Origin of the sequence: uncultured Granulicatella sp. (assembly GCF_963545075.1) — a bacterium.
Classification (GTDB): Bacteria; Bacillota; Bacilli; order Lactobacillales; family Aerococcaceae; genus Granulicatella.
In genome coordinates, this window is sequence record NZ_CAUUHX010000016.1 from 1 (window position 1) to 25,542 (window position 25,542).

Below are 25,542 nucleotides of genomic sequence, written 5' to 3' on the forward strand. Positions count from 1 at the left end.
TGATGGATACAAATTAAATGCAAACGGTGAATGGGTATAATCCTTTTTAACTACGTAAATTAAAAATAACAGAAAAAACTTTTCTTAATAGCATTAGTAAAATGAGCCACTTTGGTGGCTTATTTTACAGGGAGAATTCGAGACTAAGGCTCGAATTTTAGCCATGAGACAACATTTGCTGGCGACCTTGCTATTCAAGGAAAGTTTTTTCTGTTATTTTGTGTTAATGGTTAATGTTTCATTAATGTGTTTCTTCTAAAAACGTATGTGTATCGAAGAAGTTACCTAATTCTGCTTTGATATGTTGGTTTTCGGTATTAATTTCTGTAATACGAATAATAGAAGAATAATCTTGTAATTGGTGTCCAGAAACTCCTGATTCACAGAAAACGACAGCACCTACTGCTTGAGAATCGAATTCTTGGATTAGACTTCTCATCCCATTAATCGTACCACCGGCTTTTAGGAAGTCATCGACAATCAGTACATTTGATCCACTTGGAAGTGTACGTTTGGATAATTCCATTTTTTCAACACGAGAAGATGAACCAGATACGTAATTAATACTTACTGTAGCTCCTTCTGTAATTTTTGAATCACGACGAACGATTACAAATGGAACATTTAAATAATTGGCAACTGTTTGGGCAATTGGTACTCCCTTAGTTGCTACAGTCATAATAACATCAACTTTCTTATCTTCATAGGCAGAAGCGATCATTTTTCCTAAGTGATGAAGAACGTCTGGTTTTCCTAGTAAGTCAGATAAATAAATATATCCACCAGGAAGTAGTCGAGTAGAGTCATTCATCTGGTCACAAATTTTTTGTGCTGCTTCTAAGGCTTGTTCTTTCTTAATTTTTGGAGTGAAAATGACGCCTCCGGCAGCTCCAGGGAGTGTATTAACGACTCCAATTCCTTGAATTTCAAAGGTGCGTTTAATAATAGCAATATCTTCACTGATGGAAGACTTTGCAGATTGGTATAAATCTGTAAAAGTTGTTAATGAAATCAATGTATGAGGATTATCGAGTAATCGTTGTGTCATATCGATTAAACGTTCGCTTCTTTTTAATTTCATTTGTTAGCCTCCTTTAAATTGAATCAAAGCTTTTAAGCTAGCTCTGGCTGAAGATTGCTTCAGTAAAACTATTATACAGAAAATTACGAAAATTACAACTGAAAAAAACACGAATATTCGTTAAAATTAGATATTTCTTTCTAAAATCTTATTAAATTATCGTGTTTAGTGAATTATTTTGTTATGTTGTTGTAAAAGTAGAAAACCAAAGGAGTGCGAAGTCTCCTTTGGTTTTTCGTTTTATTTTTTCTTCGTCTTGGAATTAGTTCTCCGTATTTAACACATGAGTTTCTACAGCTACTGCAACGCCATCTTCATCATTTGTTGTTGTAATGAAGTTTGCGAGTTTTTTTATTTCATCAATCGCATTTCCCATGGCAACGCCCATTCCTGCATATTCAATCATATCTCTATCGTTTCCTTGGTCTCCGATACACATCACTTCGCTGGCATCTAGTCCTAATAGTTCTGCTAGTTTAGCGACAGCATGTCCTTTACTGGCTTGTGGATGTAGGACTTCTAAGTAAACAGGCATACTACGAACGATATTATGGTTTTCTTTGAATGAGTCACTTAAATTTGGAATCAGATTTTCTAAAATTTCTGGTTCATCTACAAACATCATTTTTGAAAAAGTGGCATTTGGGTCAAATTTATCTAGTGGTTGTTGTACAATTGGCATTCCAACAAGGTCACGTTCCATATAAGAGTATTTTCCAATATCTGGTGTAGTTACATAAATATTTTTTTCATCGATTGCGTGGTAGTGAACGCCATATTGTTGATGGTAATCATCCATTAGTTTTAAGTCATCCATTGTCATTCCAAAGCGTACTAAACTTTCGCCTGTTCCTGTTTTTTGAACAAGTGAACCGTTATAAGTAATAACAAAATCACGATTGTTGATTAAGTTTAATTCGTTTAAATATCCTTGAACGCCAGGAAGAGGACGCCCTGTACAAAGAACAACATAGACACCTTGTTCTTTTGCTTTTGTTAATGCAGCGTGAACACGAGGAGTAATTTCGTGTTTTGAGTTAATCAAAGTTCCATCGATATCAATGGCAATTAATTTAATCATAGTGAGTCTCCTTTTTTTCTGTATCAGCTTTATTATAGCATATTTTTTTACTGAATAGAAAAAGCATAAAAGACTTTTCCGCGTAGCCTGTATTTCGGCTAGTTTAGAAAAGTCTTTGTAATATTATTTCATTTGGTTCGAATAGACATCAAGTTTTGAAGCTAGTTCTTGGAATTCTTGATAATCTTCGCTAAATAATTCTGAAGAGCCTTCGATAAACATTTCTCTTGGGAAATATAGACGTACATCTCCACGGACTCTTCCTGAAATGGCAGAAACAATCGAACTGACAAGAGATAATTCGACCATATTTCCATTTCGTTCTACGAGTTCAATTTGTGTTCGTGGTTTTACAGAATCTGGTCGATAGAAATCATAAGGTAAATCATAACTATTATTAATCGCAGTATAGTACTCAGTATTATAACCGACACTTTGTACCAGTTCTTTCATACGTTCAATCGTTGCCACGTCATTGACATGATTAAATGGCACAGATTTAAATGGTCTACGATTAATAAAACGATCGGCTAAATCGCTTAAAATCGCATCGTCTTCAATTTGCCAATGAGCAAAATAAGTGTTTAACACACTGTCATCTAAACGAAGATAATCTTCCAATGTCCAATTTTTTTCAAAAAATGGTTTTAAGAAAGAGGCTGTATATTTTAATGGATGAGTGGTTGAATGATAACACTCTGTAGCACGTTTTAATAAGTGATTTAACACAACTTCCATCCCTCTTGAGACTGGGTGGAAATAAACTTGCATATACATTTGGTAACGGCTAACGACATAGTCTTCTACGGCATGCATTCCTGAGAAGTTAAAGGCAATCCCACCTTTATACGGGCGAATCACACGTAAAATACGAGTTAAATCAAAGGTTCCATAATTTACCCCTGTGAAATAAGCATCTCGTAGTAAGTAATCCATGCGGTCAGCATCAATTTGACTAGAAATTAATTGAACGACTTGTGGATTTGGATGTTTCTTTTGAATAACACTGGCTACTTCTTCCGGGAAAGTAGGAGAAACGGTTTTTAAAATTTTGTTCACTTCTGTGTCTGGTGACAAAATAATATCAATCGTAATTTGTTCATGGTTCGTATCGAAAATTTTCTCAAAAGCATGAGAATAGGGACCGTGTCCGATATCGTGTAAAAGAGCAGCACATAGGACAACTAGGCGGTTAGTGTCATCCCATAATCCATCTTCCGGAGTTGTAGAAGGGTAGTTTCGAACAAATTTGTCGCAAATTCTTCTAGCAATTTCATAGACACCTAATGAATGAGAAAAACGTGAATGTTCAGCCGTATGGAAGGTGAACATCGAAGCGCCAGTTTGTTTAATTCGACGTAATCGTTGCATTTCTCGGCTATTAATTAAGTCTAAAATCACACGGTGTTGAATGTGAATGTAATCATGAACAGGGTCACGTAATACTTTTTCACGGGATAGTTCTTCAATATACATCAATCTTTTCCTCCTTATAATGTCTGGATTTACCGTTAAACTTTTCGAAGGTTTAATCGATCCATGGCTTTTTGATAACTTGCTTGGGTTGCAAAATGAATTTCTGACTCTAATAATTCGCATTGCCCATCTAATAGAGCGGTTAAAATACGCTCTTTAACTTCTTGAACGGTTAGAGTTAAGTCTAATAATTGCGATAAATTCGCCATACTGTCTGCATTAACGTCTGGATAATGCCAACGAGTTTTTTCTCCCTTTATACTTTCTTCATAAAAATCATGGATTAAGTTTCCACGTTCTTCTTGATTGCCATTAACGCTAAGATAAATAGAAACGCAAATCGAATTTTTAAAACGTCTTTGCGCAATTCCAGCGAATTTCTTTCCTTGGATACTTAAATCATAGTCTCCTGGACAATAGGAATCACTGACTTCAAAGGCTTGAATTTCTTTTTCTCCAATGGCTTCTGGAAAGGCACGTGTGATTAACTCTTGCATCCATTCATAAACTTGAGTAATTGTTGCATTTTGTCTAGAAAATAATAAACTAATGTTTAAAACTCCGGAGTTACTAACAACGGCTAAGCCCCCAGCGTGACGAACAACAGGTGTGTAGTTTCGTTCTTTTAATAGAGTAACTCCCTCTTCTAAATAGGGTGTTTTAGTATCTGTCATTCCTAAAATCACTGTATCTTCCATTTCCCAAAAATGTAGAAAAGTTTCCGATGGGAATTGCACGAGATGATGTAAAATGGATTCATCCACTGCAAATGGAACAAAATAATCTTGCATTTGTTCTGATGAAGAGACAATTGTTTCTAGTAATTGTACTTTTTGATTTGTAATTGGTGTTTGTATCATAAAAAATCCTTTCCAATAAATTAGGAATACACTTACATTATAGCAAAAAAAACGTGTATTCATGCATAAAGAAGCGATTTTTTTGATAAATTATTAAAGAATTTTCAAGATTTTAAAGAAATGGTGGAGTTTTTCTTAGAGATTGAGTAGGATAAAGTTGAAAAGAATACGAAAAGAGGGATTTTTATGAAAATTTTAGTCGTAGATGATGATCGTGAGATTGTAGAATTATTATCCATTTATTTAAGAAATGAAAAATTTGAAATTGTAAAAGCGTATGACGGAAAACAAGCATTGGAAAAACTTCAAGCTTATTCAGATATCGATATGGTGATTTTAGATATTATGATGCCACGATTAGATGGAATTTCTGTTGTGCATGAAATTCGTAAAACGAATGATGCTTTACCAATTTTATTACTTAGTGCTAAATCAACCGATATTGATAAAATTCAGGGATTAACGAATGGGGCAGATGATTATGTAACGAAGCCTTTTAATCCATTAGAAGTTATTGCACGTGTCAAATCATTATTACGCCGAACTTCAGCTTTAACAAAAGAAAGTGAAAGTACCGAAGAAATTACAATTGGACCATTATTAATTAATAAAGGCTCTCATCAAGTCACAACATTAGATGGTTTAGAAATTCAATTAACTGTGTTAGAGTTTGGAATTTTATTCTTACTGGCAAGTCATCCTAATAAAGTATTTAGTGCAGATGAAATATTTGAAACGGTATGGCAACAAGAAAGTATTGTCTCTACTAAAACTGTAATGGTTCACGTCAGTCATTTACGTGACAAGATTGCTGAAGCAACGGGTGGAGATAAAGTAATCGAAACCGTATGGGGAGTTGGCTATAAAATTGAAAGTAAATAGGAGATTTTTCTTAAAAAAAGTAGCTAAAGAGGAAAAGCCTGCTGCTTTTTGGAAATTAACAGCCAGGGAAATTAGTGAATTATTTTTAGAAGGTGTTATTACACTCTGTATCGTCTTCGTCTTGTATTTAGGAGCTTTAGTATTGTTGAATCAATTTCTAGATGCGCCTGGATACTTTGTAGATGGAAGTCGTTCGATTCGACAAGCATGGAATGTCAATTCTAGTGAAATTCGATTATATAAAAATATTTTTTCTGTTAGTTCCATTATTTTTGCGATTGGATTTACTTACTGGCGTTTAATTCGCCGTTATCATCAAATGCAATTGTCTCATGTTTTAGAGGAATTACATTTAATTGCACAAGGAGATTATGATCGAAGAATACCTTTCCAATTAGCAGGTGATATGGGGAAAGTAGTAACGAGTATTAACCGTTTAGTAGATTCAACCGTGAGCGCCATGGAAGATGAACGAATGATTGAAAAGTCCAAAGATGAATTGATTACAAATGTTTCTCATGATATTCGTACCCCTTTAACATCGATTATTGGATACTTAGGATTAGTCATTAATGGAAAGCCCAAAACACCTGAAGAAACGAAACGTTATGCAGAAATTGCGTATCATAAAGCACAACAAATGAAGGCATTAGTAGATGATTTATTTGAATATACAACAACAAGTCCAAATGGAGCACCATTGAGATTGAATGATATTCCGGTAGCGAATTTCTTAGAACAAGTAGCAGCCGATTTTGAATTAGAGGCACAAAAACGTCAAATGACGATTGAAGTCATTCCACCAAAAAGAAAAATGGTCTTGGAGATGGATGCGGAAAAAATGGTGCGTGCTATTCATAATTTACTATCAAATGCCATTAAATACGGTCGTGAAAACACGAAAATTACGATAGAAGTGTTGGAACAAAAAGATATTGTTACAATTGCTGTTCGTAATATTGGAGAACCTATTCCAAAAGAAGTGTTAGAGCATTTATTTAGCCGTTTCTATCGTGCAGAAGGCTCTCGTTCGAAAGAAACAGGTGGAACAGGCTTAGGGCTAGCCATTGCGGATAATATTGTTCGAAGTCATGGCGGGAGAATGTTAGCTGAATCCGTTGGAGAAGTGATTAGTTTTTATATTTGCTTGCCGAATGATATGGATGAGTGATGAAAAAGTATTAAACTGATAAATATTTACGAGATATCGACCCCAAAAAAAGTTGGATTAAAAATCTAACTCGTGGAGGTCGGTATCTTTTTGCTAGTCATCATTTTATAAAATTGTTATGATAGAACAAAACGAATGTGGAGGAAGAAGTATGAAATTAACAACATGGAATGTGAATGGGATTCGTTCTGTTTTAAATAAAGGGGCTTTACAAGAATATGTATTAGAAGCTCAACCAGATATTTTATGTTTACAAGAAACAAAAGCACAGCCTGAACAAGTGGATTTAGGAATGGAATTTGTAGGCTATCATGCGTATTGGAATTCAGCAGTGAAAAAAGGGTATTCTGGAACAGCTATTTTTACAAAGGAAGAACCGATTTCTGTTCAATATGGATTAGGAATTGAAGAACATGATCAAGAAGGACGTGTCATTACAGCAGAGTATGCAGATTATTATTTAGTGACAGTTTATACACCAAATGCGAAACGTGATTTAACTCGTTTAAGTTATCGCCAAGTGTGGGAAGATGATTTCTTAGCTTTTATCAAAAAGTTAGAAGAAACAAAACCAGTTATTTTCTGTGGAGACTTAAATGTAGCGCATAAGGAAATCGATTTGGCAAATCCAAAAACAAATACAAAAAATGCAGGATTTACAAAAGAAGAGCGTGAAAAATTTGATCAAATTGTAGAAAATGGCTTAGTCGATGCGTTCCGTTATCGTTATCCAGAAACAGTAGGGGCTTATACTTGGTGGAGCTACATGGGCGGTGCTCGTGCAAGAAATATTGGATGGAGAATTGACTATTTTGTTGTATCAGAAGTATTAACTTCTCGTATTCAAGAAGTGAAAATTCGTGCAGATGTAACTGGAAGTGACCACTGTCCAGTGGAAATGGAAATCAACTAAGAATTTACAAAAAAAGTCTGAATTTTGATAGTGTATGTGCTATGAAGGTTCAGCCTTTTTTGTTGAGTAGGAATCTGCTCAAAATTTGCTCATTTTTTTGAATTCACTTAAAATAAAGATGTGTGATATGATAAGAACGTTTGTTCGTAATGTGAAAGAAACTATGTTATACTAAGGTGAACGCCTAAGGGCAGAGTTTTTGATTTTAGATAGAAATAGAGGAAAATGGAATGGCGAAAGATCAGATTATCGTTCGTGGAGCACGCTCCCATAATTTAAAAAATATTGATGTAACAATTCCAAGAGATCAATTAGTAGTAATTACAGGATTATCCGGTTCAGGGAAGAGTTCACTAGCTTTTGATACATTATATGCAGAAGGGCAAAGAAGATATGTAGAGAGTTTATCAGCTTATGCACGACAATTTTTAGGGCAAATGGATAAACCGGATGTCGATAGTATTGATGGATTAAGTCCAGCAATTGCGATTGACCAAAAAACAACTTCTCGTAACCCTCGTTCAACGGTGGGAACCGTGACGGAAATTAATGATTACTTGAGATTACTCTATGCACGAGTAGGAAAACCGTATTGTCCAAACGATGGTACTTTAATTGAAAGTCAGTCGATTGAACAAATGGTGAATCGAGTGATGGAATTGCCAGAAAGAACAAAAATTCAAATTTTAGCACCGATTGTAAAAGGGAAAAAAGGGGAACATAAAAAAGTTTTCGAAAATATTCAAAAAGACGGCTATATTCGTATTCGAGTAGATGGCGAAATGATGGAAACAACGGATGAAATTTCATTAGAAAAAAACAAAAAGCATTCGATTGAAATTGTTGTTGACCGTATTATTGTGTCGGACAAGAGCCGTTCAAGATTATTCGATTCATTAGAAGCAGCGCTTCGTTTAGCAGAAGGGTATGCCATTGTCGATGTTATTGGGCAAGAAGAAATCTTGTTTAGTGAGCATTATGCTTGTCCTCATTGTGGATTTACGATTGGAGAATTAGAGCCACGTCTCTTTTCATTTAATGCACCTTTTGGAGCTTGTCCAGAATGTGATGGATTAGGCATGAAATTAGAAGTGGATATCGATTTAGTTGTTCCAGATAAAGCAAAAACCTTAAATGAAGGAGCATTAGTGCCTTGGAATCCGATTAGTTCGAATTATTATCCAGAAATGCTACGCCAATTTTGTGAGCAGTTTAAAGTTCCAATGGACTTACCTTTTGAAAAATTAACACAGTCTCAGAAAAACCTAGTGCTATATGGTTCTGGAGATGCCACTTTCCATTTCCATTATGAAAATGAATTTGGGGGCGTTCGAGATGTGGATGTGCCTTTTGAAGGGGTCATTGTCAATGTGAAACGTCGTTACCATGAGACGAATAGCGATTATACTAGAGAACAAATGCGTCAATATATGACGGAATTATCGTGTAAAGCTTGTCATGGACATCGTTTAAATGAACAAGCATTAGCGGTAAAAGTGAATCATAAACATATTAGTGAAGTATTGGAACTATCTGTTGATGAAGAACTTGAATTTTTCAAAGACTTAACGTTATCTCCACAAGATGAACAAATTGCCGCTCCTATTTTAAAAGAAGTACAATCTCGTTTAACATTCTTGAAAAATGTTGGTTTGCAATATTTGAACTTAAGTCGTGCAGCAGGAACTTTATCAGGGGGAGAAGCGCAACGGATTCGTTTAGCGACTCAAATTGGATCGAATTTATCTGGAGTATTATATATTTTAGATGAACCATCGATTGGATTGCATCAAAGAGATAATGATCGACTAATTCAATCATTACAAAACATGCGTGATTTAGGAAATACATTAATTGTAGTAGAACATGATGAAGATACTATGAGAGCAGCAGATTACTTAATTGATATCGGACCAGGTGCAGGAGAATTTGGCGGACAAATTATTGCTGCTGGAACACCAGAAGAAGTGGAAAAAAATCCAAACTCATTAACGGGACAATATTTATCCGGGAAAAAATCGATTGCAGTTCCAACGGAACGCAGAACAGAAGATAAAGGATGGATTCACTTAAAAGGAGCTAGTGAAAACAACTTAAAATCCGTTAACGTGGATATTCCTTTAGGAAGATTAGTAGCCGTTACAGGAGTTTCAGGTTCTGGAAAGAGTTCGCTTGTCAATGGAGTATTGAAAAAAGCTCTGGCAAGAGAAATTTCAAAATCAAAAGAAAAACCAGGTGCTTTTAAATCCATTGAAGGGTATGATGGATTAGATAAAATTATTGATATCGATCAAAGTCCAATTGGGCGTACTCCAAGAAGTAATCCAGCAACGTACACAAGTGTATTTGATGATATTCGTGACTTATTTGCAACTACAAATGAAGCAAAATTACGTGGTTATAAAAAAGGACGCTTTAGTTTCAATGTTAAAGGTGGACGATGCGAAGCATGTAAGGGAGACGGTATTTTAAAAATTGAAATGCATTTCCTACCAGATGTATATGTTCCGTGCGAAATTTGCCATGGCAGTCGTTATAATTCAGAAACATTAGAAGTCAAATATAAAGGAAAAAGTATTGCCGAAGTGTTAGAAATGACGGTAGATGATGCAGTAGAATTTTTCCAAGCTGTGCCAAAAATCAAGCGAAAACTTCAAACCATTAAAGATGTTGGTTTAGGCTATGTAACTTTAGGACAATCCGCTACAACTTTATCGGGTGGAGAAGCACAACGGATGAAATTAGCGAGCGAACTGCAACGAGTGTCTACGGGAAATACCTTTTATGTATTAGATGAGCCAACAACAGGGCTTCATACGGATGATATTGCTCGATTATTAGAAGTATTGAATCGTTTAGTAGAATCAGGAAATACCGTTTTAGTGATTGAACATAATTTAGATGTAATTAAAACGGCTGATTATATTATTGATATGGGACCAGAAGGTGGAAGTGGCGGAGGACTAGTTGTTGCTACTGGAACACCTGAAGAAGTAGCTCAAGTTGAAGGAAGCTTTACAGGTCAATATTTGAGAAAAGTATTGAAATAATGAAATGTCTTAAAGCTTTTAGGAACTGTTAATAATAAAAATTAGCCTTTTTTGGGAACTCAAGCAGAATAATTGTCATTCAAAAAAAAGTGTGGTACTCTTTGTATATAAAATAACATTTTCGGGGCAAGGTGTAATTCCTTACCGGCGGTATAGTCCGCGAGCCAAACAGGCATGATCTGGTGCAATTCCAGAACCGATAGTGATAGTCTAGATGAGAGAAAATGGTTATATTTCACGTTCGAAGATACCAATTCATTTGATATATAAGAATGCAGCGATGAAATGTATACCATTTTGTTGCTGCATTTTTTTGTGCAGTTATACAAATGAAATGGAACAAAAGCGTGAAAAACCATCCGATCCTTCAACCCGGTTAAGGAGGAGATGTACGATGAGTACAAATGCAAAAACAGTGTCACGTTATGCGACAAAACCATTAATTTTAGTAGGACTATTCGGTGCGCTAAGCACAATTCTAATGTTATTAGAATTTAGTCTTCCATTTATTCCACCATTTGTTAAAATGGATTTTTCTGAATTGCCTGTTATTTTAGGTGGTTATTTATTAGGACCATTGTATGGTGCGTATATTGCGATTGTAAAAGTTGCGTTAAACTTTGTTTTAAATGGAACAACAACATTTGGAATTGGCGAAACAGTGAACTTAATTGGAAGTTTAAGTTTCATGTTGCCAGCGGTATTTTATTATAAACATAACCGTACATTCAAAGGGGCGATTACAAGTTTAGTAATCGGTACAGCTACTGCAACAGTAGTCTTATTAACAGCGAATTATTTTGTGATTTTCCCATTATATGCAACAGCGATGCATTTCCCAATTGAAAAAATTGTTGCACTTGCAGCTACTACAAACCCATTCGTCACAAATTTATGGACATTGATGCTATTTGCTTTATTACCATTTAATGTATTAAAATTCGGTTTAAGCAGTGTACTATCGTTAATGCTTTATAAAAAAGTTGAAAAAGTATTAAAATTAGAAAAACAATAAATTTAATAAACTCACTACCCAGAACTTGTTAGAAATAACTGCCATTTCTAACAAGTTTTTTTGTGGAAAATTTTATTAATTTCACTTGTCCTTTTGCTGTATTTAGTATAAACTTTACAAAAATATGAATAAGGATTAGAGGCGTTATCGTATGAAAGAAGAAAATATTTCTAGATTTATGAAGGATGGGAAAATTACGGTTCTTCCTAAAAAACAGAAAAATAAAATGGAAATCTTTGAATTTATTTATGATCATTTAAAGAGTCATTCTGACACTTACTCTGAGAAAGAATTGAATGAAAAAATTAAGGAACTATATGATGATTTCGCTACAATGCGCCGTTATTTAGTGGATTATAAATTTGTCATTAGGGATGACTATGGTCAACATTATAAATTAAATCCAGAAGTTGAATTAGAAAATTACATATAAGAATAGGAAACGGTAGAGTTCTCTATCGTTTTTTTGATGTTCTAAAGATAGTTTCGACTATAGTCGAAATAAATGAACAAAACTAGTTAAATTTCGATTATAATCGAAATAGGTGTTTTAAATTGTGTTGATTTCGAGTATAATCGAAATAGTAGAACATGAGGTGATGAAGATGGAATATATTGAAAGACCTAAATATATGAAACAAATTAAAAAGTTTATAAATAAACCCGTTATTAAAATTTTGACAGGGATGCGCCGTGTTGGGAAGTCAACAATCTTAATGATGATTAAAGATGAACTTCTTGCATTAATACCTGAGCAACAAAAAATCTATATTAATTTTGAGTCTTTAGAGTTTATGCACATCAATGAAGCGGATTTATTGGCGAAATATTTAACCGATAAAACAAAAAATGTAGAAGGAAAAATGTATTATTTTTTTGATGAGATTCAGTTAGTGAACAACTGGGAAAAAGTAATCAACGGATTAAGAGTAGATAAAGATTGCGATATTTATATAACAGGTTCTAATTCGAATTTGATTTCTGGAGAACTTGCAACATTACTGGCAGGTCGTTATGTAGAGTTTGAAATTCAGCCATTTACTTTTGATGAATTTTCAATCATTTTTAAAGACTATTCGTTATCTAAGGAAGAACTCTTTATGAAATTTATTAAAATCGGTGGGATGCCTATTTTAAAATATTTTAATTTAGAGGAAGATACGAGTTATAAGTACTTGAATGATGTATACAATACTGTTTTAGTTAAAGATGTATTGAACTATAACAAAATAAGAGATGTGGATATTTTTAACCGCATTTTGTCCTTTGCAGTTCAAAATATTGGTTCTACATTTTCAGCAAGTAGTATTAAGAGATATTTGAAAAGTGAAAGTAGAGAAGTTTCGATTGATACGATTCTTAATTATTTAGAATACTGTAGTAGAGCTTTTATTTTAAAGAAAGTTCCAAGATTTGATACAGTGGGAAAAAAGAATTTAAAAGTCGATGAGAAGTATTATTTGACAGATCATGGTTTTAGAGCGGCAAAAGGATATTCTAATACAAAAGATATCGAAAGAACTTTAGAAAATATTGTATATATTGAATTGATTTCAAGAGGATATAAAGTTGAAATTGGAAAAGTAAGGAATTTGGAAATTGATTTCATTGCAAGTAGGGGAAATGAGAGATTATATTATCAAGTTTCTTATATGATGGGAACAGAAGAAACAAGGCAACGAGAATTTGGCGTGTACCATCAACTGGATGATCATTATCCAAAATATGTTCTGTCAATGGATAAAGTAGACTTTAGTCAAAATGGAATTATTCATAAGAATATAATTGATTTCTTACTAGAGAGAACAATGGTTGAATAACCAATGATGAGGATTTTTCTTGTATGAGAACTGATAGCCTTACTAGTATTTTGAAGAAAAATACGGTAGGATGGATAGCGAAATAAATGAAAGTTGAGGAGTAGAGTATGAAGAAAGAAACGCGAAGTTTGTTTCAAACGGGCGCAATAGTGTTAAGTATCCTTTTTATCGTTCTTGCGATGGTTAACTCGCATTTTGATTGGCAATTATTAGCGATACCTGGAAGTGCATTTGCCTTATTATCGATTTTTATGAGTTGCTTATTGTTATGGTTATTTGTAGGAATCGACTGGCCAAGTATTTTATGTTTAGTCTTATTAGGGCTCGGGTGGCTTCCGAAAGTAACGTATAGTCAAGTGTTTTCTCTTTCTTTTGGGAATAGCACATTTGTTTTCTTATTATTTACGTTTATAGTGACCTATGCTTTAGAACAGACCCCTGCTTTGAAACGTTTAGTTGGTTGGTTTTTAAAAACGAATTTTGCGAAGAAAAGTCCAAGTCATTTTTTAGGAGCTTTTCTAGGAGCGGTATTAGTCATTAGTTGTTTTATTTCACCGACGATTTTATTTATGATTGTCTTTCCAATTTATGAAGAAATGATGGAAGTATTTGGATTAGAAAAAGGGAGTCGTCAAGCGTCCTTTATTTTAATTACATTATTCTCGACCATTGCGATTGGGACTGCGATGACGCCGATTAATCATGTTTTTGCGATTACTGCAATGGGCTTGTATCATACTGCCACTGGTGTAAGTATTTCGAATATTCAATATATGGGAATTGCGATGCCGGCAGGGATTTGTATTTTTGTTGGAATGTGGGCAAGTTTACATCGCTTATGGAAATTAGATTTATCAGAAGTGACTTTTCAAAGTCTCGACTCGTTGGAAAATTTACCAAAAGTAACGAAAAAAGAAAAATGGATTATTTCTATTTTTTCAATAGTCATTGCTTTATGGATTATTCCAGAGTGGTTAGGGATTGTTTCGCCTAGCGTGGCAGCTTTCTTAAAATCTGCAGGAATGGCATTCCCACCAATGATTGGAGCGGTATTATTAGCTTGTATCCATGAAGATGGAAAACCGTTAATGTCGATTCAAGAGGCGTTAACACGTGGCGTTTATTGGCCAAGTTTATTATTAGTTGGTGCCACTTTAAGTTTAGGAACTTTATTAACGAAGCCAGAATTAGGAGTATTACCTTTAATTGAAAGTGGATTAACTCCATTATTTCATCAATGGAGTGCGATGGTAATTGTTATTGTCTTTGTTGTTTGGGCGGGACTTCAAACGAATTTTTCATCGAATTTAGTAACTGTTTCGGTTGTGACGACTGTGTTAACAACGATTGCGGCTAGTACGGACTTAGGAATTCATACAGCAGTTGTTGCTTGCTTAATTGGTTTTATGGCAAGTTTAGCTTATATGACCCCACCAGCAATGCCTTATGTAGCTATTTCTGTGGGTAGTGGGTGGACGAGTTCAAAAGATGCCTTTTTATATGGTGGATGGTTATTAGTATTAAGTATTGTAAGTGCCATTGCAATTGGGTATCCATTAGGCACTCTATGGATGTAAGAGAGGAGAAAATCATGTTAGAAGAACAACGTCAAAAAATTGATCATATCGATCGCCAAATTGTTGCGTTATTTGAAGAACGTACAACTGTAGTTGAAGAAGTAGCAAAAATTAAATTAGACAACGATATTCCGATTTTAGATAGTGGACGTGAGGAACAAGTGATTTTGAAAGTTCAATCGTATTTAAAAGATGAGTCTTTAAAAGATGAGTTAGCTGAACTTTATACTGAATTAATGCGTATTTCTCGCAAACATCAAAAAAATTGGATTGAAAAACAAGGATAATTGAGATAGGGATGCTCCAATTGCTTCGAAGGAAGTGGTTGGAGTTTTCTTATATAAAAAGGTAAATTCTCAATCTAACTTCTAGTTTTGATTCTTAACTAGAAGTTACTTTGAAATTTTACGCTTATATAAAAATAAATATTTTTTCAAAAAAGGTATTGCAAAATATTATGGTCTAGTGTACTATATATGAGTACGTTATTTTAATAACAGCTGGAGGGGTAGCGAAGTGGCTAAACGCGGCGGACTGTAAATCCGCTCCTTAGGGTTCGGCAGTTCGAATCTGCCCCCCTCCACCATTGGGGTATAGCCAAGCGGTAAGGCAACGGACTTTGACTCCGTCATTCGTTGGTTCGAATCCAGCTACCCCAGTAGGATAGACAGCTTCGGCTGTCTTTTTTATTTCCTAAATTTTTATTAAATTTTCTCAGATACTCTTGATTTAAAATGTCTAGTCAGTGATGATGGTCGTAAAGGTGGGAGTTAGAGAAAGGAGCAAAGGTGATGAAAAAGTTTAGTACCTATTATTGGAAGTTTATAATGGGAATGATAGTACTAACTAGTTTAATAACAGTATATGCCATGAATCAAGGAAGTCCACTATTAGCTAAAGATGGGGAAGTTGTCTTATTCGTTTTTCTAATGGCTTTATTGATTATGGTTGCAGAACAATGGAATGGGAAAACTTGGAAAAATTCACCATTAATGGTATTAGGAGAAATGATGTTTTCGATTATGTTAACACCAATCTTTTTTATGTCCTACCGTTATATGGCTGAAGTATTAAGTTTAGGATGGATTCTTCATGTATCTAGTCCAATGATTTCAGCGATGCGATTGCTTGGGATGATGCAATATGTATTAGTATTGATAAATCCAATTATGGCGATTTTAAAAGCTATTCAATTTGTGAAGTCTCCTTATGAAAAGAAAATTAGTTAAAATGACTCTCAGAATGATGGAAGCTCTGTCGTTCTGAGAGTTTTTTGTTCAGGTTTTGTGAACGAATAGAATAATTTAAGATTTTAAGTTAAAAGACTAGGATTTTTCTTGAAAACGGTTTATAATGATTTCAAAAAGAAAGCGTTTAAAAACGTATAGGAGAGGAGGAATAATCATGAATGAAATAGAATTAGTGTGTTTTAGAATGATTAGTGCATTAGGAGCAGCTCGTTCTGCTTTTATGGAGGCAATGGTAGCCGCAAAAAAAGGACATTTTGAAGAAGCTCAATCTCTGATTGAGGAAGGTCAGCAGCAACGATTAAAAGGACATGAAATACATTTTGAATTATTACAAAAAGATAGTTCAGGAAATAAGGTACCTTTTTCGTTGCTTTTATTACATTCTGAAGATCAATTGATGAGTGCTGAGATTTTACAAGTAACAAGTGAAGAAGTGCTCGAATTATATCAACGATTGGATAAAATTGAAAAAGCTTAATAACATAACAAAATAACTGGGGGTATAGATATGAAACGTGTGTATTTATTTTGTAATGCAGGAATGTCTACAAGTTTAGTGGCAAGTAAGATGCAAGAAGTCGCAAATCAGCATCAATTACCAATTGAAGTCAAAGCATTTCCTGATGTTCAGCTAGATTCTGTAGTTCAAGAATTTCATCCTGATGTGATTCTTTTAGGACCTCAAGTGAAATTCAAATTTAATGCTACTCGTGAAAAATACGAACCTACGGGTATTCCTGTAGAAGTCATTAATTTGGAAGATTATGGGAATGTTAATGGGGAACGTATTTTAAAACGCGCGATTCAACTGATTAAAAATAAAAAATAGGAGGAATTGTTATGTTTGCTTCGTTAGAAAAAATAATGGGAAGTTCCGCGGAAAAATTAGGCAATAATAAAGTCTTAATTGCGATTCGTGATGGTTTCTTAGTATCCACACCATTAATTATTGTGGCTTCTATTTTCCTTGTAATTGCGAACTTTCCGATACCAGGTTATGTTGATTTCTTAGCTCAATTTTTTGGTCAAGGTTGGCCAAGTAAAATGGATGCAGTCATTGATTCAACATTTAGTGTTTTAGGGCTATTAGGAGCCGTAGGGATTGGTTACGCTTATGCTCGTCAATTAGAAAGTGATCCAATTGCGGGTGGAGCTGTTGCTCTTGTTTGTTTCCTTATCATTACACCAAAAGTTCATTCTGATTTCGTAAATGCAGCGAATGGTAAAGTATTTAATGGGTTTGCGTTAGCTCATTTAGGATCAGCAGGAATGTTTTTGGCCATGTTAACAGCTATTATTTCTGTAAAAATTTTTGTAACGGTTAAAAACAAAGGTTGGGTTATTAAAATGCCTGACGGTGTTCCGCCAGCTGTAACTCAATCCTTTGCAGCATTAATTCCAAGTGCGTTTGCAATGTTCTTCTTCTTTGTAGTGTATTTAGTGTTCTCAGCAACAGATTATCAATACGCTCATAACTTTATCTATAAAATTTTACAAGCCCCATTAATGGGATTCGGACAAAGTTTAATTTTTGAACCAATTTATCAGTTCTTATCTACTTTATTCTGGTTCTTTGGTATTAATGGTCCTGCTGTAACGAATACGGTCTTTAATCCAATTCATTTAGCGTTAACAGCAGAAAACTTAGAAGCCTTTAAACAAGGAGCAACACTTCCTAATATCTTTACAGGTCCATTCGGAGATTTCTTTGGGAACTTTGGTGGTGGCGGTAGTACATTGTCACTTGTTTTCTTAATGGTATTCTTCGGAAAATCAGAACGTATGAAAAAATTAGGACGTTTAGCTATTGTTCCTGGTATTTTTGGTATTAATGAAATGATTATTTTTGGGTTACCAGTTGTATTAAACCCATTAATCGTTATTCCATTTATTTTAACACCATTAGTGAATACGATTTTAGCTACTATTGCTACGTTAATTGGATTGATTCCATATACTACAGGAGCAGCACTTCCTTGGACAACCCCATTCTTCTTCTCTGGTTGGTTAGCTACAGGAAGTATCGTAGCAGGATTGTTCCAAATCGTATTAATTATCATTGGGATGGCTATTTACTATCCATTCTTTAGAGTGATTGATAAACAATATCTTCATGAAGAACATCAAGCTGCTAATTCATTAAGCGATGAATTAGATGAATTGTCATTAGATGATTTAAGTTTTGATGACTTATAAAAAGTAATAAACGAATAGAAAAGTTGAACGTGCGGAGGTGGGAAGACAACAGAAATGAATGAGTTTCTGTCGTTATTCCCACTTTTTTTTGAAGGGAGAAAGCATATGCGAGTGATATTATTTTTGAATCAAATACAAGCGGGTTATGGTGGAAAGGAAAGAGCAGATACTCCTCTTGGGTTAGAAAAAGGAGGAATTGGCTCCTACTTAATGTATAAAGATTATTTTTTAAAAGAAAATTTACAAGTATTAGCGACTGTCTATTGTGGTCCAGATTATTTTGCAAACCATAAGGAAGAAGTGCTTCATAAAATTCATAATTTGATTTTGAAAACAAAAGCAGAAGTATTGTTTGCGGGGCCATGCTTTAATGATGAAACATTTACAGAAATGGCAGCAAATGTAGCTTCATTTATTGAACATCAAACGGATTGTAAAACGTATGTAGCTTGTTCAAAAGAAAATGAAGAAATCATTCAACAATTCAAGGAACATACGACCATGATTGAAATGCCTAAAAAAGGTGCAGTTGGTTTAAATGATGCGTTGAAAGACATTGCGCTAATTATTGCGCATGATCAACAAGAGTCGAATCGAATTTATCGTTAGAAAGGAAGCGAGTGAAGTGGAGTTACGTACCTTATGTAGTCTACCTGGAGTTTCTGGAGACGAGTATGAAGTTCATCAATATTTGTCTCAAGCCTATCAACAATTGAATTTAGACTTGAAAAGAGATAAGTTAGGTTCGATTTTTGGGGAGAGACAAGTTGAGAATAGTCCTTTTAAAGTGATGATTAGTTCAAATATTGATGAATGTGGAGGAATGATTGATGATATTCATGAGAATGGATTATTGTCTTTTGTAACCATTGGAGATGTTGCACCAAAAGATTTTCTCCATCAAAGAGTTTGTCTGTTAACACGACATCATCAACGAGTCTATGGATATGTACTACAAAAACAAGAGCACTATTGGATTCATATAGGAGCTAGGTATCAACAAGAAGTGGAAGAGTTTGGGGTTCAAGTAGGAGATACTTTTGTCTTAGAAATTCCAACGATTGAAACAGAAAAAATGATATTAAGTAAAAATATCTCCAATCGAGCTGGAGTTTATGCTGCCTATCAGCTGATGAAAACAATGCCTTCTCTACCGTATACACTTAGCATTGGAGGAATTGCTCAATCCATTGTGGGATATAGAGGAGCGATTACTGCAACAAATACGATATTACCAGATGTGTCGATTGTATTAGATGTAGCACCTGTGAAAGATTATGCAGAACAAACAGTTTATATTCGCTATTTTGATAAGACATTATTACCAAATGTTTCGTTAGTAAAAGAAATTAAAAAAGTTGCTCAAAGTTTAGGATATGATGTGAAGGCAAATGTTCAAGAAAAAGGGACGGATGGATCGTTTATTCATAAGTCTTTGGCAGGAACTCCAACGGTGGTTGTGGTGATTCCCTTAAAAGAAGAAGGACAATTTGTCCAATTATTAAATAAGGAAGATTTGAAACCTGTCATTCATACGCTTCAAGTATTTTTAGAAAATCTAACCTTCCAAAAAGTTCAGCAACTTGCTTTCCAAGAAAGTTGGTGAACCAATGTTAGAACATCATCAAATAGAATTATTAAAAACATTGAGTAATCTTGTAGGTGTCTCAGGACATGAAGAGCAAATTTTACAATTTGTGTCAGAACAACTTCCTTTTTGTACGAAAGAACAAGATAAATTAGGCTCCGGCTTGTTTTCCTTAGGAGAAGGCGAACTTTCCATTATGTTTGCGACTCATATGGATGAAGTGGGATTTGTTGTTTCTTCGATTAATGAGAGAGGATATGTATCGATTCAACCTGTAGGAAATATGTGGGCGCATACGTTATTACAACAATTAGTGATCATTACAACGAGTGATGGTCGAACATGGACAGGAATTATTGGTGGTCCTCAAACTCATGCGATTTCTCCAGAAGCCCGTAAAAAAGTAGTTGCAATGGAAGATTTATTTGTCGATTTGGGTGTTGAGAATCGAGAAGTTATTCAAGAAATGGGCATTGAAGTAGGAGATGTCGTGAGTTTAGTGAGTACTTGCCAAACGATTGGTTTGAATCAGGACTATATGATTGGAAAAGCGCTCGATAACCGGGTAAGTGTTTCTTTAGGAATTTGGCTCATGCAAGCTTTAAAGCATCTAAATCTATCTAAAAGGGTGACACTAGCTACAACGATTCAAGAAGAAGTCGGACTAAGAGGGGCACGGACGACCGCTTTCCATGAAAAGCCATTAGTGGCTTTTGCGGTTGATACAACGTTAGCAGGGGATACTCCAGCCAATCAAAATCATACGAAACTTGGAAAAGGCGTCTCTCTTACAGCTATTGATAATATGACGGTAACAAATCGAGGGTTACTTATTTATTTGGAAAATCTTTGTAAGAAACATCAAATTCCTTATCAAATTGGTTGTTTTACAAAGGGTGGAACAGATGCGGGAAATATTTACAAGTCTGAAACGGGAATTTTAGCGACAACTTTATCAATTCCAATTCGTTATATGCATACGCATCAAAGTATTGTGCATTTAGGAGATATCGAGGCAACTCTTAGATTAATGTGTGCGATTTGCGAAGATTTAACGATTGAAAAATACCATCAAATACTAGAATACAATTATCAATATGGAATGGAGGAGTGACTATGTGGGGAATGATTGCCACTTGGAGAATGGCACTCGAAGGAGTTCAAGAGGCTGTTTTAACATTAGAACAACAGGCATCTTCTGGAGATGCGATTGAATTAGCGATTAAAGCAGTTGAAGATTTTCCCTATTATAAATCAGTCGGTTATGGGGGACTTCCAAATGAAGTGATGGAAGTGGAATTAGATGCAGCCTATATGGATGGAACAACTCTGGATTTTGGGGCGGTATGTGCTATTCAAGATGTGGCGAATCCTATTTCAGTGGCTCGTCAATTGAGCTTGCAATCGGTGAATAATGTTTTAGTTGGAATTGGAGCTCAAGCTTATGCACAAAAGCAGGGCTTTGAACGGAAAAATATGTTAACTGATCGCGCAAAAATTCATTATCATAATCGAGTCAAAGATTTACAAACAGAATCTTTAGTACCTTATGCAGGTCATGATACCGTTGGAATGGTTAGCTTAGATACAACTGGGAAAATGGTTGCCGGTACTTCTACAAGCGGACTATTTATGAAAAAAAGAGGACGTGTAGGAGATTCTCCATTTATTGGTTCTGGTTTATATGTGGATAGCTCAGTTGGTGGAGCAACTGCTACAGGTTTAGGGGAAGATTTAATGAAGGGGATTATTTCCTATGAAATTGTTCGATTCATGGAACAAGGAATGCATCCTCAACAAGCGTGTGAAAGAGCAGTGAAGAATTTATCTGAAAAATTAATCCAACGAAGAGGAAATGCTGGGGATTTATCAGTGGTAGCGATGAACCACAAAGGCGAATGGGGAGCCGCAACGAATATTGCCAATTTCTCATTTGTAGTAGCAACTGAAAAAGAGCCCTTAACCGTTTACCGAGTACATCCACAAGAAGATGGCACAATGATTCATGAAACAGCGACTCAAGAATGGTTGGATGAGTATTTAAGAGAACGAATGAAGCCACTCGAGGTGAAATAAATGGGAATAAGAGAGGATTTAGTCAAAGCGTTGGAAGAAATTCAACCTGAATTGCACAAAGCAATCGAGCGATTAGTTGCCATTGAAAGTGTTCGGGGAGAAGCTTTACCAGAAGCTCCTTATGGACAAGGTCCCAAACAAGCTCTATTAGAAGTCTTAGCACTCGCTGAAGAATTAGGCTTTGAAACGAAAAATATAGATCATCACATTGGATATGCACAATATGGAGACTCTCGAGAAGACGGAGCGTATTATGGGATTTTTGGGCATGTAGATGTCATGCCATTAGGAACAGGATGGGAAAGTCCTGCGCTAAAGGCGACGAAGCGAGAGGGAAAAATATTTGGACGTGGTGTGTTGGATAATAAAGGACCGATTTTGTCAAATTTATTTGCCTTATATGTATTAAAGGGAAAGGGAGTTCAATTTGACCGCCCGATTCGAATTGTATTTGGAACAAATGAAGAAACGGGATTTGGTTGTGTAAAGCATTATTTAACAAAAGAACAGTCCCCTACTTTTGGATGGACTCCAGATTGTAAATGGCCAGTTGTTTATGGAGAAAGAGGACGGCTGAAAGTTCGATTGAGTACTTCTTTAGAACAGATTTCAGCATTATACGATTTTATTAATCAGTACTTACTTCATACGACTCATCAAGGAGTAGAATTAGGCATCAACTATTCCGATGAAGATTTTGGAATGATGCAATTAAGAGGATATACAGTCGGAATAGAGGATGGAAGACACTTTGTGGAGTGGACGATGTGTTATCCAGCTTCTGTAACAAAAGAACAATTATTATCAGATATTCAAAAACATATTCCGAATGGAAGTTGTTTAGAAGAAATGAGTTCATGGAAGCCCGTTTTGTATGATAAAGATTTGATTTATGTGCAAACTTTACAAAAAGTGTATCAAGAAGTCGTAGATGGCAATGCAACACCTGTTACAACAACGGGTGGAACTTATGCGAAAATTATACCAAATATTATTGCTTATGGACCAAGTTTTCCAGGACAAAGAGATATTGCTCATCTTCCAAACGAGTGGATAGGAATCGAAGATTTAAAAGTGAATACCATTATTTATGGATTAGCATTGTATGAACTAAGTTTTATCAAATAGTAAAAAGATAGGAGAGAGAAAGATGACAATTTTAGAAATTTGTGCAGGAGGTATTGAGGATTGTATCAATGCTCAAGCTGCAGGAGCCGATCGAATCGAATTAAATAGTGCATTACATTTAGGAGGATTAAGCCCATCATTAGCTGTTTTAACTCAGGCTGTTAAAAAAATCGATATTCCTATTATTTGTATGGTTCGACCAAGGGGAGCAGGTTTTTGTTATAACGAATTGGAAAAAGAAGTAATGTTTGAAGATGCGAAAATCTTTTTAGAAGCAGGCGCAAAAGGATTAGCTTTTGGTTTCTTAACTCCAGAAGGAAACATGGATTGGGATGCCACAAAGAAAATGATTGAGTTATGTAAAGCCTATAATGCGGATAGTGTCGTTCACCGTGCCTTTGATTGTGTGAAAAATCCGGAAGAAACGCTAGAAACATTAATCAAATTAGGATGCACTCGTATTTTAACAAGTGGACAAGGAAAAAATATTATGTCTGGCTTGGAAAATTTAGCTAAATGGCAAAAACAATATGGAACACAAATTGAATTTTTAGGGGGATGTGGCGTTTCTCTTGCTAATCTAACAGAAATTCTAGATAAAACAGGATTAGAACAACTTCATGGAAGTTTTAAATCTTGGGTAGTGGATCCAACGACAACGAATGGAGAAGTTTCTTATCGCTATTCTGATAGTGGAGATTATGATTTGTGTCATTTAGAAAGTATGAAGGAAGCAGTCAATATTTTAAAATAAAGGAGATTTTACAATGGGGAAACGAATTTTAAACTGTGTGGCAAGTGATTTTCGAAAATTTTCAGCAGAAGAATTAAAATTAGCCATTCAGGCAGGTGAGGGTAGAACGGTTTGTTGTGAAATGGCTATTCGTCATCGTCCAATTATTCCGGAATTAACACATGCTGAAATCGCAAGTGCGTTTGGGGGAGACTTAATGCTTTTAAATGGATTTGATTGTTTAAATCCAAAATTATACGGAGTAGAAGGTAGCGCCAATCCAATTGCACGATTAAAAGAATTATGCGGACGTCCAATTGGTGCTAACTTAGAACCGGTCGATTTAGAAGCAGAAATGTTGGAAACTCGACTAGTCATTCCAGCGGGAAGAATTTGTTCGAAAGAAACATTGAAATCCGCAGAAGCTTTAGGATTAGATTTTATTTGTTTAACGGGAAATCCAGGTACCGGAGTAACCAATCAAGCGATTGCCCAAGCGATTCAAAAAGCGAAAAAATATTTTACAGGTGTCATTATTGCAGGGAAAATGCATGGAGCAGGCTCAAAAGAACCGGTAATGAATCGAGAAATTGCAAAGGAACTAATTGAAGCGGGAGCGGATATTTTATTGGTTCCAGCAGTAGGAACAGTTCCTGGATTCACAGAAGAGGCACTCATTGATATTGTCCAATTTGCTCATGAACATGAAACCCTCGTGTTATCAGCTATTGGAACTAGTCAAGAAGGTTCTTCTAAGGAAGTCATTGAACAAATTGCCATCCGCAATAAAATTTGTGGAGTAGATATTCAACATATTGGAGACGCTGGTTATGGCGGTTTAGCCGATGTGAATAATATCTTTACCTTGTCTGTTGCGATTCGAGGCATGAGACATACCGTTGCAAGAATGGCAAGTTCGGTAGTCCGTTAATGTAAAGTTAAAATGGGTATCGATAAACACCCCAAAAGTTAGAAGTTTTTGTCTAACTTTTGGGGTAAAGTTTTTATCAGTCACTTCTTGGTTTCTAATAATGCTCTTACTTCATCTGCTCCAATTTTATCTTCAGCTTTTTCAAAGAGTTGAATAGATTGATAAAAATAATCTTGAGCTTTGTCTGATTTTTGAGCTAGATAAATTTCTCCCATTCCTCTATAAGCACATGCTTGAGCAATGAAATCAACTGTTTTTAAAGAAAAATCTAAGGATTTTTGCATATAATTTTCTGAGTGTTCTAGTTCACCTAGTTTTAAATGAAGAAATCCTTGTTCGTAGTAATTAATAGAAAATTTTAAAGCATCATCAGGGAAATTATTTTGAATTATTTCCATTTCCTGATGAATATAGAGTAAAGCCTTTTGAAATTCACCCAAATCACGATAAACCATTGCTAATTGATGGTAACCAATGTGCTCGTTTTCTAGGTCGTTTTCAGAACGAGCTAGGTCAATATAACGTTGGTAGATTTTTAAGGAGTCGTTATAATTTTTCTCTTCAAGATAGATATAGCCCATTAAATTTAATAAATGATAGTCTGTACAAGTTTCTACTGAAAAATCAGGCTCAACTAGTTTTTTTGCCTGTTTGATTTTTCCCTCAATGAATAATTGCCATGCTTGTTCCATTTTTATCCTCCTATACCTGTAG

Annotated in this window: 25 protein-coding genes, 2 tRNA genes and 1 riboswitch; of the genes, 22 read left to right on the plus strand and 5 right to left on the minus strand. The window is 35.0% G+C overall.

The annotated features are described in order from the left end of the window. Positions 1–241: 241 nt before the first annotated feature. From purR to RWZ86_RS03565, 4 genes are all read right to left on the minus strand, one after another. Positions 242–1,081 carry a pur operon repressor gene (gene purR / locus RWZ86_RS03550; protein ID WP_314680059.1) on the minus strand — a complete coding sequence of 280 codons (840 nt, stop codon included), beginning with the start codon at positions 1,079–1,081 and terminating at the stop codon, positions 242–244. Positions 1,082–1,343: 262 nt separating this feature from the next. Continuing rightward, positions 1,344–2,162: a sugar-phosphatase gene (yidA, locus tag RWZ86_RS03555; RefSeq protein WP_314680061.1), complete on the minus strand. Its 819-nt coding sequence runs from the start codon at positions 2,160–2,162 to the stop codon at positions 1,344–1,346. A gap of 123 nt (positions 2,163–2,285) precedes the next feature. Beyond that, positions 2,286–3,638: an HD domain-containing protein gene (locus RWZ86_RS03560; protein ID WP_314680114.1), complete on the minus strand. Its 1,353-nt coding sequence runs from the start codon at positions 3,636–3,638 to the stop codon at positions 2,286–2,288. A gap of 35 nt (positions 3,639–3,673) precedes the next feature. Then, entirely contained in the window at positions 3,674–4,498 is an 825-nt protein-coding gene (locus RWZ86_RS03565) for a lipoate--protein ligase family protein (RefSeq protein ID WP_314680063.1), read from the minus strand. Positions 4,499–4,684: 186 nt separating this feature from the next. On the opposite strand from RWZ86_RS03565, the gene RWZ86_RS03570 reads away from it, so the two are divergent. The 22 genes from RWZ86_RS03570 (at position 4,685) to RWZ86_RS03675 (ending at position 24,828) form a co-directional block, all read left to right on the plus strand. Beyond that, positions 4,685–5,380, plus strand: a complete 696-nt coding sequence (locus tag RWZ86_RS03570; protein ID WP_314680064.1) for a response regulator transcription factor — start codon at positions 4,685–4,687, stop codon at positions 5,378–5,380. Next, the gene (locus tag RWZ86_RS03575) at positions 5,367–6,551 is read left to right on the plus strand and encodes a HAMP domain-containing sensor histidine kinase (protein WP_314680065.1); all 1,185 of its coding nucleotides are present in this window, start codon (positions 5,367–5,369) and stop codon (positions 6,549–6,551) included. Before RWZ86_RS03570 ends, RWZ86_RS03575 begins: the two co-directional genes overlap by 14 nt. Before the next feature lie 151 nt (positions 6,552–6,702). Then, positions 6,703–7,464: an exodeoxyribonuclease III gene (locus tag RWZ86_RS03580; RefSeq protein ID WP_314680066.1), complete on the plus strand. Its 762-nt coding sequence runs from the start codon at positions 6,703–6,705 to the stop codon at positions 7,462–7,464. Between the two features lie 230 nt (positions 7,465–7,694). Beyond that, positions 7,695–10,514, plus strand: a complete 2,820-nt coding sequence (gene uvrA, locus RWZ86_RS03585; RefSeq protein ID WP_314680068.1) for an excinuclease ABC subunit UvrA — start codon at positions 7,695–7,697, stop codon at positions 10,512–10,514. A gap of 113 nt (positions 10,515–10,627) precedes the next feature. Then, positions 10,628–10,744, plus strand: a riboswitch (FMN riboswitch). Positions 10,745–10,908: 164 nt separating this feature from the next. Then, entirely contained in the window at positions 10,909–11,529 is a 621-nt protein-coding gene (locus RWZ86_RS03590) for an ECF transporter S component (RefSeq protein WP_314680070.1), read from the plus strand. A gap of 151 nt (positions 11,530–11,680) precedes the next feature. Then, positions 11,681–11,962 carry a DUF2087 domain-containing protein gene (locus tag RWZ86_RS03595; RefSeq protein ID WP_314680072.1) on the plus strand — a complete coding sequence of 94 codons (282 nt, stop codon included), beginning with the start codon at positions 11,681–11,683 and terminating at the stop codon, positions 11,960–11,962. Positions 11,963–12,134: 172 nt separating this feature from the next. Beyond that, entirely contained in the window at positions 12,135–13,349 is a 1,215-nt protein-coding gene (locus RWZ86_RS03600) for an ATP-binding protein (protein WP_314680074.1), read from the plus strand. A gap of 107 nt (positions 13,350–13,456) precedes the next feature. Further along, positions 13,457–14,926 carry an SLC13 family permease gene (locus RWZ86_RS03605; protein ID WP_314680076.1) on the plus strand — a complete coding sequence of 490 codons (1,470 nt, stop codon included), beginning with the start codon at positions 13,457–13,459 and terminating at the stop codon, positions 14,924–14,926. A 14-nt stretch (positions 14,927–14,940) separates the two neighbouring features. After that, positions 14,941–15,213 (plus strand): chorismate mutase, encoded by a 273-nt coding sequence (locus RWZ86_RS03610; protein ID WP_314680078.1) that lies wholly within the window; start codon positions 14,941–14,943, stop codon positions 15,211–15,213. A gap of 215 nt (positions 15,214–15,428) precedes the next feature. Then, positions 15,429–15,512 (plus strand) — tRNA-Tyr (locus tag RWZ86_RS03615). Position 15,513: 1 nt separating this feature from the next. Further along, positions 15,514–15,585: transfer RNA gene (locus RWZ86_RS03620), tRNA-Gln, on the plus strand. Positions 15,586–15,717: 132 nt separating this feature from the next. Then, the gene (locus tag RWZ86_RS03625; RefSeq protein ID WP_314680079.1) at positions 15,718–16,155 is read left to right on the plus strand and encodes a hypothetical protein; all 438 of its coding nucleotides are present in this window, start codon (positions 15,718–15,720) and stop codon (positions 16,153–16,155) included. Positions 16,156–16,330: 175 nt separating this feature from the next. Then, positions 16,331–16,654: a PTS lactose/cellobiose transporter subunit IIA gene (locus tag RWZ86_RS03630; RefSeq protein ID WP_314680081.1), complete on the plus strand. Its 324-nt coding sequence runs from the start codon at positions 16,331–16,333 to the stop codon at positions 16,652–16,654. 30 nt (positions 16,655–16,684) lie between these two features. Then, a complete protein-coding gene (locus RWZ86_RS03635) occupies positions 16,685–17,005 on the plus strand; it encodes a PTS sugar transporter subunit IIB (protein ID WP_314680083.1) in 321 nt (106 codons plus the stop codon). Between the two features lie 11 nt (positions 17,006–17,016). After that, positions 17,017–18,372, plus strand: a complete 1,356-nt coding sequence (locus RWZ86_RS03640; protein WP_314680085.1) for a PTS transporter subunit EIIC — start codon at positions 17,017–17,019, stop codon at positions 18,370–18,372. A gap of 105 nt (positions 18,373–18,477) precedes the next feature. After that, positions 18,478–18,981 carry a GrdB-related putative oxidoreductase gene (locus RWZ86_RS03645; RefSeq protein WP_314680087.1) on the plus strand — a complete coding sequence of 168 codons (504 nt, stop codon included), beginning with the start codon at positions 18,478–18,480 and terminating at the stop codon, positions 18,979–18,981. Between the two features lie 16 nt (positions 18,982–18,997). After that, complete coding sequence (locus RWZ86_RS03650; protein ID WP_314680089.1) at positions 18,998–19,978, plus strand: hypothetical protein; 981 nt, start codon at positions 18,998–19,000, stop codon at positions 19,976–19,978. Between the two features lie 4 nt (positions 19,979–19,982). After that, positions 19,983–21,074, plus strand: a complete 1,092-nt coding sequence (locus RWZ86_RS03655; protein ID WP_314680091.1) for a M42 family metallopeptidase — start codon at positions 19,983–19,985, stop codon at positions 21,072–21,074. A 2-nt stretch (positions 21,075–21,076) separates the two neighbouring features. Next, positions 21,077–22,036 carry a N(4)-(beta-N-acetylglucosaminyl)-L-asparaginase gene (locus RWZ86_RS03660; RefSeq protein ID WP_314680093.1) on the plus strand — a complete coding sequence of 320 codons (960 nt, stop codon included), beginning with the start codon at positions 21,077–21,079 and terminating at the stop codon, positions 22,034–22,036. Further along, the gene (locus tag RWZ86_RS03665; RefSeq protein WP_314680094.1) at positions 22,037–23,164 is read left to right on the plus strand and encodes a Sapep family Mn(2+)-dependent dipeptidase; all 1,128 of its coding nucleotides are present in this window, start codon (positions 22,037–22,039) and stop codon (positions 23,162–23,164) included. 22 nt (positions 23,165–23,186) lie between these two features. Next, positions 23,187–23,918, plus strand: a complete 732-nt coding sequence (locus RWZ86_RS03670) for a copper homeostasis protein CutC (RefSeq protein ID WP_314680096.1) — start codon at positions 23,187–23,189, stop codon at positions 23,916–23,918. 13 nt (positions 23,919–23,931) lie between these two features. Continuing rightward, complete coding sequence (locus tag RWZ86_RS03675; protein WP_314680098.1) at positions 23,932–24,828, plus strand: haloacid dehalogenase-like hydrolase; 897 nt, start codon at positions 23,932–23,934, stop codon at positions 24,826–24,828. Between the two features lie 80 nt (positions 24,829–24,908). Here the strand turns inward: RWZ86_RS03675 and RWZ86_RS03680 are convergent, their stop codons facing one another. Continuing rightward, positions 24,909–25,520, minus strand: coding sequence for a tetratricopeptide repeat protein (locus tag RWZ86_RS03680; protein ID WP_314680100.1), 612 nt, complete (start codon positions 25,518–25,520; stop codon positions 24,909–24,911). Positions 25,521–25,542: the final 22 nt, after the last annotated feature.

What these genes read in the sequence shown, in the direction of transcription:
- RWZ86_RS03625 (WP_314680079.1), top strand. Translation starts at nt 15,718, where the DNA reads ATGAAAAAGTTTAGTACCTATTATTGGAAGTTTATAATGGGAATGATA.
- RWZ86_RS03590 (WP_314680070.1), top strand. Translation starts at nt 10,909, where the DNA reads ATGAGTACAAATGCAAAAACAGTGTCACGTTATGCGACAAAACCATTA.
- RWZ86_RS03680 (WP_314680100.1), bottom strand. Translation starts at nt 25,520, where the DNA reads ATGGAACAAGCATGGCAATTATTCATTGAGGGAAAAATCAAACAGGCA.
- RWZ86_RS03635 (WP_314680083.1), top strand. Translation starts at nt 16,685, where the DNA reads ATGAAACGTGTGTATTTATTTTGTAATGCAGGAATGTCTACAAGTTTA.
- RWZ86_RS03645 (WP_314680087.1), top strand. Translation starts at nt 18,478, where the DNA reads ATGCGAGTGATATTATTTTTGAATCAAATACAAGCGGGTTATGGTGGA.
- RWZ86_RS03665 (WP_314680094.1), top strand. Translation starts at nt 22,037, where the DNA reads ATGGGAATAAGAGAGGATTTAGTCAAAGCGTTGGAAGAAATTCAACCT.
- RWZ86_RS03570 (WP_314680064.1), top strand. Translation starts at nt 4,685, where the DNA reads ATGAAAATTTTAGTCGTAGATGATGATCGTGAGATTGTAGAATTATTA.
- RWZ86_RS03595 (WP_314680072.1), top strand. Translation starts at nt 11,681, where the DNA reads ATGAAAGAAGAAAATATTTCTAGATTTATGAAGGATGGGAAAATTACG.
- RWZ86_RS03675 (WP_314680098.1), top strand. Translation starts at nt 23,932, where the DNA reads ATGGGGAAACGAATTTTAAACTGTGTGGCAAGTGATTTTCGAAAATTT.
- RWZ86_RS03580 (WP_314680066.1), top strand. Translation starts at nt 6,703, where the DNA reads ATGAAATTAACAACATGGAATGTGAATGGGATTCGTTCTGTTTTAAAT.
- RWZ86_RS03600 (WP_314680074.1), top strand. Translation starts at nt 12,135, where the DNA reads ATGGAATATATTGAAAGACCTAAATATATGAAACAAATTAAAAAGTTT.
- RWZ86_RS03655 (WP_314680091.1), top strand. Translation starts at nt 19,983, where the DNA reads ATGTTAGAACATCATCAAATAGAATTATTAAAAACATTGAGTAATCTT.
- RWZ86_RS03565 (WP_314680063.1), bottom strand. Translation starts at nt 4,498, where the DNA reads ATGATACAAACACCAATTACAAATCAAAAAGTACAATTACTAGAAACA.
- RWZ86_RS03630 (WP_314680081.1), top strand. Translation starts at nt 16,331, where the DNA reads ATGAATGAAATAGAATTAGTGTGTTTTAGAATGATTAGTGCATTAGGA.
- purR (WP_314680059.1), bottom strand. Translation starts at nt 1,081, where the DNA reads ATGAAATTAAAAAGAAGCGAACGTTTAATCGATATGACACAACGATTA.
- RWZ86_RS03660 (WP_314680093.1), top strand. Translation starts at nt 21,077, where the DNA reads ATGTGGGGAATGATTGCCACTTGGAGAATGGCACTCGAAGGAGTTCAA.
- RWZ86_RS03670 (WP_314680096.1), top strand. Translation starts at nt 23,187, where the DNA reads ATGACAATTTTAGAAATTTGTGCAGGAGGTATTGAGGATTGTATCAAT.
- yidA (WP_314680061.1), bottom strand. Translation starts at nt 2,162, where the DNA reads ATGATTAAATTAATTGCCATTGATATCGATGGAACTTTGATTAACTCA.
- RWZ86_RS03560 (WP_314680114.1), bottom strand. Translation starts at nt 3,638, where the DNA reads ATGTATATTGAAGAACTATCCCGTGAAAAAGTATTACGTGACCCTGTT.
- RWZ86_RS03610 (WP_314680078.1), top strand. Translation starts at nt 14,941, where the DNA reads ATGTTAGAAGAACAACGTCAAAAAATTGATCATATCGATCGCCAAATT.
- RWZ86_RS03640 (WP_314680085.1), top strand. Translation starts at nt 17,017, where the DNA reads ATGTTTGCTTCGTTAGAAAAAATAATGGGAAGTTCCGCGGAAAAATTA.
- uvrA (WP_314680068.1), top strand. Translation starts at nt 7,695, where the DNA reads ATGGCGAAAGATCAGATTATCGTTCGTGGAGCACGCTCCCATAATTTA.
- RWZ86_RS03605 (WP_314680076.1), top strand. Translation starts at nt 13,457, where the DNA reads ATGAAGAAAGAAACGCGAAGTTTGTTTCAAACGGGCGCAATAGTGTTA.